This window comes from Vibrio sp. OPT46, assembly GCF_015163535.1.
Lineage (GTDB): Bacteria > Pseudomonadota > Gammaproteobacteria > Enterobacterales > Vibrionaceae > Vibrio > Vibrio alginolyticus.
The window spans coordinates 66,415-74,388 of record NZ_JADDYG010000298.1 but is presented as its reverse complement, the minus strand read 5'-3'; the positions used below and the strand labels follow the sequence as shown (position 1 = coordinate 74,388).

Here is a 7,974-nt window from a genome sequence, read left to right as displayed (position 1 = left end):
CACAAGCAGGGACGGTGACAACTGCTATTGCGAATAACGCAAAAGAGTTGCAAGTTGCCGTTCAGGGAGCAGACTTAACATTAAAGTCCAAAGCCTGGAACGATAAAAAAGTGGATGCGCACCATGCGATTATCCCTACACCGAAGCAAGCTAATGTGAATGCGCTTTCCGGCAATGAGATGAAGGTGTATCAATTGATTGCGCGCCAGTACCTCATGCAGTTCTATCCGGCGGCGGTTTACGCAGAAGCGAAATTGGTTTTCGATATCGCTGGTGGTACGTTTGTCGCGAAAGGTCGTCAGTTAGTTTCGCCGGGTTGGAAAGCGCTAATGGGCAAAACTGACAAGGAAGATGAAGGTATTGATGCCGTGCCACCGCTACCCGAAGGCACCGTGTTAACTTGTCGTGAAGGGGAAATAAAAGACCGAAAAACCGAGCCACCAAAGCATTTTACCGAGGCATCGTTGTTGCAAGCGATGACCGGGATCGCCCGTTACGTTGCGGATAAAGAACTGAAAAAAATCCTTCGTGACACTGATGGGCTAGGCACGGAAGCGACTCGCGCTGGTATTTTGGACACGCTGTTCAAACGCCAACTGCTTACGCGTCAAGGTAAGTCAATTCTCAGTTCTCCTGCGGGAAGAGGTCTCATTCATGCCTTGCCAGAAGATTCAACATACCCTGATATGACGGCTCATTGGGAGCACCAGTTACAAGGTATGGCAGAGAGAAATCAAGCATATCAGCCGTTCATGCAAGCACTGGAACAACGCATTGATAGCTTGATGGCACAAGTAAAAGCAGGCCCTATCCCTGATTCATTACGTCATCTACCCAAGGTGGAACGTCCTGCGTTTAAACGTAAAAAGCGCAGTTATTCAAAGAATGGTGGCGCGACTAAATCTCGTGCAACCAAAGGTAAGCAGGCATAGGACAAGCGCGGCGTAATTAAACTCCGCGCATGCTTGAAAATAGATTACTCGAACAGATCACCGTGGTTTTGGATCGCACCTCTTACTTCACCTTGAGTTAACACGCGTTTGTCCAGTACCTCTTTCACCTGGTTGCCCAAGTCAACTAATGTATCTCGATTCGCTTGAGTTTGGCGTTTACCAGCACTTCTCAAGCAGTAATTTAGTTCGTGCTCTTCGCTAAAATTAACCAAATCCCTATCTGCTGCCATCGTGCTTTCTCCTTATTTGTTCTACTTTTTCCTAAGTCTGGATTGGATGTAGATAAATTCAAGTTAGATTGCGCGAATTATGCTGGTGGATCACTGATGAACATTATGTTTGCCAACCAAGTCACGATTATGAAGCCTGGCTTTGATGGTATTTGGTTTAGTGATGGTTGTGTCTTAATGCTGCTACCAAGGTAACTCAGTACCATCGTAGTTAATAAATCGACCTGAAAGCTGCGGTGTGCTCAGTTCTATCACGTTCGCGAGGCCCTGTGCGGAGGTTTGCGTATCTATCAATGCATTTGGTCCGCCCATTGCCGTTTTTACCCAACCAGGGTGAAGCGCTAAAACGGTAAATCCTTCAGGTGTTAAATCATTACTTAAGCTTTTCACAACCGAGTTAAGCGCCGCTTTCGATGAGCGATAAATATAGCCGCCGCCGGACGTATTTTCGGTCATACTGCCGACTTTTGATGAGATACAAGCAATCTTTTTCATCTTGCCTTGTTGTAAACGAGGGTAACAGTGCTCAACCAGTTTTAACGGTGCAATGGTGTTTACTTCGAAGGCTTTACGCCATTCTTCTACGTCAGTGTTTCCAAAGCCATATCCCTTGGGGCCGTAATATCCTGCATTATTGATGAGTAAGTCGATGGCAGGGAGTTTATCGGCAAGCTTAGCGACTTGTTCGTAGTGCGTGACATCCAGTTCGTGCAAAACCAGATTGCTGAATTGTGAGGCTAGAGTTTGTAGTTCTGAACTGTTCTCTAAGGAACGGCTAGTAGCATGTACTTGGTGGCCTTGCTTCAGGTACAGCTCAGTTAAGCTAAGGCCAATGCCGCGATTTGCTCCGGTAATAAAGACGGTTTGACTCATACAAACACCTATGCTTTTTTGATTTCAGTTGAAAGTCATTGTGTTAGTTAAGCACAATAAAATCAACCAACCACCACGCACCAACAACAAGAGATGAAAATAGGGACAGGGCACAAAGAGAGCCAAACAGTGCGCCGAGAATAGCAAAGAAAGTAGAATTCATATGTATATTAAATTTAATTGATATTGAAAATTATTATCAATTAAATTGCGTTTTATTCAACCCTTTAAGTTGATACTATTTCGTTACCATTGTTATTAAGAATTTCTCATGCTGCCATTTATCTACCACCCGATTTATTCTCAACTTGAGTTGCCAGAGGGGCATCGTTACCCAATTATGAAATACCAGTACCTCTATGAATCGGTATTGGTGCATATGGAGAAAGATAACTGGAAAGAGCACACGCAGTTTTTCCAGCCCGAAGCATTAACTGTTGGGGAAGTAAAACGTGTTCATGACGAGGAATACGTCGAGTTACTTGTTAGTGGAAACATGCCAGCTGCGAAGATGCGCCGAATAGGTTTTCCTTGGAGTGAGTCTCTCATTACCAGAACGCTAACTTCAGCAGCGGGCACGGCTCTGACCGCAAAAAAGGCACTTGAGTACGGTGTGGCCATTCATTTGAGTGGTGGGTATCATCACGCACACAAAGAGTTTGGCAGTGGTTTTTGTTTATTTAATGACTTAGTGATCGCGGCTAGACAAGCACTCGAAGTTGAGCATGTCGATAAAGTATTGATCATTGACAGTGATGTTCATCATGGGGATGGAACAGCAACTTTATGTGACGATGAGCCAGATATCATCACGCTTTCTTTCCACTGTGATAAAAACTTCCCAGCGAGGAAGCCTCAGTCTGACCTCGATGTGCCTATGGTGCGAGGAACAGGTGATGAGGATTTTTTAATGGCGTTTAAAGAAGTGGTCGATATGGCACTTAATCTTCATCGCCCTGATTTGGTTATCTACGATGCTGGTGTCGATATACATCAAGACGATGAGCTTGGATATTTTGATGTGTCGACGCAAGGGATTTTAGAACGTGATAGATTTTTAATGCAAACAGTGAAATCTCGAGGTATCCCTGTCGCAGCTGTCGTTGGAGGTGGATATCGAACGAATCATGCTGACCTCGTCCCAATTCATTTGCAGCTTATCAATGCCGCTAAAGAAGTCTTTATTGATGAGTAGATACAACTAGACGTAAATATCAAATTGATTCAACACTGAAACGAACGAAAAGGGCATTAATTTTTTGTGGGTTCTTTCTGAGAGTGGCGGAGTGCTTAGTTGCGTTCAAGAAGTGATAAGCGATTTGTACAAATCTTTTTAAGTCTGGAGATGCGAAAAAGCCCGCTAATTTCTTAGCGGGCTTTTTCTAAAAGTGGCGGAGAGATAGGGATTTGAACCCTAGATACGCTATTAACGTATGCCGGTTTTCAAGACCGGTGCTTTCAACCACTCAGCCATCTCTCCGTTGTTGAGGCGCATAATATAAGGCTTTGAAAATGTTGTAAACCCCTAGTTGAACTGATTGGATGTTTACTGCGCAAATTTGTGGTTTGTGTTGTTTAAATAAACAAAAACTCCCCAAAAAGGGGAGTTTGAATAGTATATGGATTGCTAGGTATTAATCGTTTTTAGAATAAAAACGCTGTAACTCAGTTAAACCTTGCATCAAAACTGGCAACTTCGGTGCATCATCTCTAAGTCGTTTGTAGTTTTTGTCATACAGCTTGTAGTTGCCAAACTTATCGATCACTGTGGTTTGCGAGCTAGTAATTAAGGCAAGCTCGCGAGTATCGCCCGCCAAGATCCAGCGACGACGACTTTCATCGAATAGGTTGCGACCACTACTGTAATCATATGGGTTGGAAGATACGCCGAGCATATCTTGCAACAGTGTAACTGAGAGGTCCAAGTGACTTGTGCTGTGATTAAATTCGCCAGCCAGCATTCCAGGCCAATGGATCACCATCGGAACTTGTAATTGATAACGGCTGTAGTTGCTGTTTGCTCCCCAGCTGTTCGTATTGGTTTCGTTAAATTCACTACCGTGATTAGAAGTGATGATTACGATGGTGTTTGTCAGTTGTCCCGTCGTTTCTAGTTCATCAATAATACCGGCGATAGTTCTATCCGCCGACTTCACTGCATATTCATAAGCTTTTTTGAATCGCTCACTTGCGGGCATTTCTTCGTCATTATTTGAAGGAATCGATTCAAAATTATCAACGGTGGTGACTTCGATGTAACTAAACCATGGCTGACTTGCTTTCTCTGCTAACCATGTATTCCAGTTTGCGATAGATTGTTTATCGGTATGAGCTTGCGTGCCATCTAGGTCTTCCGCTAAGTTCAAGTCGCGGAAAATAATTTCTGAGTAGAGATCATCTTCAAACCCACTGCCACTGAATAAACCAAAGTTGTAGCCCTGATCTTTCAGTACATCGAGCAATACTGGGGAAGCACCTTGCGCCTTGATGCTTGATGCATAACTGGTCGGTAAGCCATAGAACAAACCAAAGGCCCCGTATGTATCATTACTTGAGCTGTAATGATTACGGAAGTTCTGATTGTTTTCAGCAAACTCATAGAGGTTAGGCATCTCTTCTTGGTTCAGCGCATCCGCTCGTAAATTGTTTATGCTGATCATCAACACATTGAGCTTATTAACTCGGCGGTTAAACTCAAGCTTTTCAAGAGGGTAGTTGACTAACTCTACGTTGCCTTCGTTTTCTGCCAAACGTTTTAGGTATTCCTCACGGTCAAGTAGACCATGTTTTTCCATAAAACTCTTCGCCGTCATCGGGTAAGACAAAGGGAAGTTTGAACGCTGGCTAGTAATTGGGTTGTAAAAATACGCATCTGCCCAAATGTAAACCAAATGGCTGGTCATAAAGCTGAGGAAAAAGACGGCCGCGAGAGGGCGTCCTACGTGCTTATGAGATAGTTTGCGCTGTTTTCGCCATACCCATTCGGATAGTGCGAGTTGAATAAGGAAGATCAGCGGCATCACAACAAATAAATGTTGTAGGTCAGTGCTGAGCGCACTTTTGTCTTCGCTGAATAGTAACTCCCAGACAACGGGAGTTAAGTGCAAATTGATCGACTGATACGCTTGGGTATCAATTAATAATATGGTTTGCCCAACGGTTGCGAAAATCACTGCCACCAAACGGAACAATTTCCGCGATGGCAGGATAAACGTCAACGGGAATAGAACAAGCAAGTAAAGTGCGAAAACTAGAAAGCCAAAGTGACCAACCCAAGAAACCGCCAGATAAAACTGACCAAGTAACGTCTCGGGCCAAGGAGACTGAACAATGTAGCGTGTGCCTATCAACATCGACGCAACGATATTGAAGAATGCAAACCAGTGACCCCAACCAACTAGTCGAGATACACGTTCGCCGTATGAGTTTCCGCTGTCTACCATGTATGTGTTCTATTGTCCGTGATTAGTGTGTTTTTGGTGTTTCTAAAGAAGACATCAGCGCCTGAGCAAATTTTTCAGCAATCGCTTTGCGTTGTGAAGCAGCAACACGTTGATTTAAGACATTGGTTGCGATATTTCCGGCAATCATTAGCGTCAACTCAGGAGAAGCAGCATGTTTTTCAAGAACTGTTGCTACTTCAGCAAGAATTTTTTCTACTTGCTCGTCAGTATATTTAGATGTAATCGGCATAAAGACTCTAATAATGATAGTAAAAGCGGCTTATGATAACCTACAATGCCCATCAACTAAAACCTTGTAGCAAGATAAAATCACTATGAGTCTTCATCTTTCAAACGTTATTCTGCATCAACTGTGCAAAAACGATCAGGACGAGCTGGTTGTAAACTTTCGTCCAGCATCATTAGAGAACGATGCATCTACAGAAAACTTAGTCGCTGAGCTTCACCGAGTATTCCATTCTAAAGCTGGTAAAGGTTTTGGCGCTTTCCAGTCAGACAGCGAATTTCAATTTTGGCTTCAAGAAATGCGCAAAGGAGAGCGAGATTTTTACGACTTCTCACAAATTAGTGCAAATCGCTTGAAAGAAGAGTTGATTAAGTACCCATTTGCGGATGAAGGTATCTTGGTTTTCGCAGAGTATCAGAGTTTAGCAACGGACTACTTGTTCATCGGTATCTTACCAATGAATCAGAGTTTAAAAGTGACCGAAGGTTTGGACATCAGTGCGACAGATTACTTAGATATCACCAAAATGGATATTGCCGCACGCATCGACCTGTCGAGCTACGAGACCGACAAGGAATCCAATCGTTATCTGCAATACATTAAAGGACGCGTTGGCCGTAAAGTGGCGGACTTCTTCCTAGATTTTCTGCAAGCGGATATTGGCTTAGATACTAAACAACAAAACTTAGTGTTGATGCAGGCGGTGGATGATTTTTGTGCTGACTCGAAGCTAGAAAAGCAAGAAGTGAACGAGTACAAGAAACAAGTTTACGACTACTGCAATGAGCAAATTAAATCCGGTGATGAAGTTCAAATCTCAGAGCTTTCCGGAGAGCTTCCTCAAAGCCAAGATGGCACGAGCTTTATGGATTTCACCAAAGAGCAAGGGTACGAACTTGAAGAGTCTTTCCCAGGTGATCGTGCGACGGTTCGCAAACTGACTAAATTTGTTGGAGCTGGTGGTGGTTTGAATATTAGCTTCGATAGTCTCTTACTTGGCGAGCGTATTTTTTATGATCCAGAGACGGATACCTTAACGATTAAAGGGACGCCTCCAAATCTAAAAGATCAGTTAAGTCGCAACTAAAATCATATCGTTAAATAAAGAGAGCAAACGGCTCTCTTTTTTTATGTGAATAAGAAACATCCATAGTATATGCTTGTAATTAATGGAGATATGCGAGGGGCAAGTGTTGCTGAAGCTAAAAGAAGGAATACGGCGGTTTGTTTGGTTCTGGTTCGTTTTGTGGTGTGTTTTAGCACTTGGCATTTGGCTGCAAGCCAAACAAACGATTCAAACGATTTCGACTGTAAATGAGTTAGGAAGTAAAGTTGAAGAAGTCAGGCACTTTTTTAACTTCGATCTGCCTTACCGTGTTAAACACGTCGACCAAATTTCACTGAAACTTCAGTTGGCTTATGCAGTTCGCTTACAGCTTGAAAGTGAGTTTTCTGAAGGGAAAATCACACCAGACATCACTCAATTGCTTTATACGACCGACCGATTTTTAGAAAGTGCTCGAGCTTTTGTAAGAAGTGACAGTGAATTGGTTTCGTTAGCTGAACAGTTACGAAGCAGCCGTGCTCGAACAGAAAACTCTGAGCAAATTCAGGCAATGTACTATCGCTTAGGTGCGCTTGTTTTTGAGTCTGTCTTTAGTGACTCTGCAACGAATAGCGATACTTACCGTGACTTAGACCGACTTTTTATTGAATCAGAGGCACTCTCTCCCGAAGAGCGAAGTGCTCTTCAGCGCCAGCTTGCTCAAACCTCAAGCGCACTATCTGCTCAGGCACAGGGCAGTTATTTATCTAATCAACTGCTTAATCCAGATTTCCCGAACCAGTTAACTTCGATAAATGATAAGTTGGAACAGAAGCTAATGACTTTTATTGTTTGGCTGTCTGTAATCAGTGGTTTGCTCCTTTTCCTCATTTCATTGGGAGCCTTCTCCCCAAAAACGATTCAACCGATACCACTACCCAGAACCGATGATAAAAAGTCAGAGCAAGTTGGCGATGATGAAAATGGAGCTAACACTGTTCCCTCAGCTCAGTCAGAAAATTTTCAAAACGTCCAAATGAACGAAAAAAGTTGTAATGAGGTGAATTCATCACAAGTGGAAGTAGTGGAACGTGAGCCGTACATAGATATCAATAAAATGTTAGATTCTCTGTCTGGTGACGAGGGCGCTGTGCGGATGTTACTGGAGGTCTTTATTCAGGAC

General features: G+C 43.3%; 8 protein-coding genes and 1 tRNA gene. 4 read left to right on the top strand and 5 right to left on the bottom strand.

Features of this window, described 5'->3' with window-relative positions; genetic code table 11:
- Positions 1-932: DNA topoisomerase (locus tag IQR33_RS13795; RefSeq protein ID WP_265575787.1), on the top strand; the 932-nt coding region annotated here is incomplete at its 5' end.
- Between the two features lie 44 nt (positions 933-976).
- Here the strand turns inward: IQR33_RS13795 and IQR33_RS13790 are convergent.
- Together IQR33_RS13790 and IQR33_RS13785 are read right to left on the bottom strand one after the other, a co-directional pair.
- Complete coding sequence (locus IQR33_RS13790) at positions 977-1,183, bottom strand: hypothetical protein (protein ID WP_005380717.1); 207 nt, start codon at positions 1,181-1,183, stop codon at positions 977-979.
- 183 nt (positions 1,184-1,366) lie between these two features.
- Positions 1,367-2,056 carry an SDR family oxidoreductase gene (locus IQR33_RS13785; protein WP_025767196.1) on the bottom strand — a complete coding sequence of 230 codons (690 nt, stop codon included), beginning with the start codon at positions 2,054-2,056 and terminating at the stop codon, positions 1,367-1,369.
- Between the two features lie 271 nt (positions 2,057-2,327).
- Here IQR33_RS13785 and IQR33_RS13780 point away from each other — a divergent pair, with 271 nt between their 5' ends.
- Positions 2,328-3,251, top strand: a complete 924-nt coding sequence (locus IQR33_RS13780) for a histone deacetylase (protein WP_025767197.1) — start codon at positions 2,328-2,330, stop codon at positions 3,249-3,251.
- Positions 3,252-3,445: 194 nt separating this feature from the next.
- Here the strand turns inward: IQR33_RS13780 and IQR33_RS13775 are convergent.
- The 3 genes from IQR33_RS13775 to IQR33_RS13765 all read right to left on the bottom strand — a co-directional run bounded on the left by IQR33_RS13775 (position 3,446) and on the right by IQR33_RS13765 (position 5,749).
- Positions 3,446-3,536: transfer RNA gene (locus tag IQR33_RS13775), tRNA-Ser, on the bottom strand.
- A gap of 154 nt (positions 3,537-3,690) precedes the next feature.
- On the bottom strand, positions 3,691-5,499 hold the full coding sequence (locus IQR33_RS13770; RefSeq protein WP_005380721.1) for a DUF3413 domain-containing protein: 1,809 nt from the start codon (positions 5,497-5,499) through the stop codon (positions 3,691-3,693).
- A 22-nt stretch (positions 5,500-5,521) separates the two neighbouring features.
- Positions 5,522-5,749: a YejL family protein gene (locus IQR33_RS13765; protein ID WP_005380722.1), complete on the bottom strand. Its 228-nt coding sequence runs from the start codon at positions 5,747-5,749 to the stop codon at positions 5,522-5,524.
- Between the two features lie 85 nt (positions 5,750-5,834).
- On the opposite strand from IQR33_RS13765, the gene yejK reads away from it, so the two are divergent.
- Entirely contained in the window at positions 5,835-6,833 is a 999-nt protein-coding gene (yejK, locus tag IQR33_RS13760) for a nucleoid-associated protein YejK (RefSeq protein WP_005380723.1), read from the top strand.
- A gap of 82 nt (positions 6,834-6,915) precedes the next feature.
- Positions 6,916-7,974, top strand: a 1,059-nt coding sequence (locus IQR33_RS13755; RefSeq protein WP_193843769.1) for an Hpt domain-containing protein, incomplete at its 3' end; no start/stop codon positions are given.

What these genes read in the sequence shown, in the direction of transcription:
- IQR33_RS13790 (WP_005380717.1), bottom strand. Translation starts at nt 1,183, where the DNA reads ATGGCAGCAGATAGGGATTTGGTTAATTTTAGCGAAGAGCACGAACTA.
- IQR33_RS13785 (WP_025767196.1), bottom strand. Translation starts at nt 2,056, where the DNA reads ATGAGTCAAACCGTCTTTATTACCGGAGCAAATCGCGGCATTGGCCTT.
- IQR33_RS13780 (WP_025767197.1), top strand. Translation starts at nt 2,328, where the DNA reads ATGCTGCCATTTATCTACCACCCGATTTATTCTCAACTTGAGTTGCCA.
- IQR33_RS13770 (WP_005380721.1), bottom strand. Translation starts at nt 5,499, where the DNA reads ATGGTAGACAGCGGAAACTCATACGGCGAACGTGTATCTCGACTAGTT.
- IQR33_RS13765 (WP_005380722.1), bottom strand. Translation starts at nt 5,749, where the DNA reads ATGCCGATTACATCTAAATATACTGACGAGCAAGTAGAAAAAATTCTT.
- yejK (WP_005380723.1), top strand. Translation starts at nt 5,835, where the DNA reads ATGAGTCTTCATCTTTCAAACGTTATTCTGCATCAACTGTGCAAAAAC.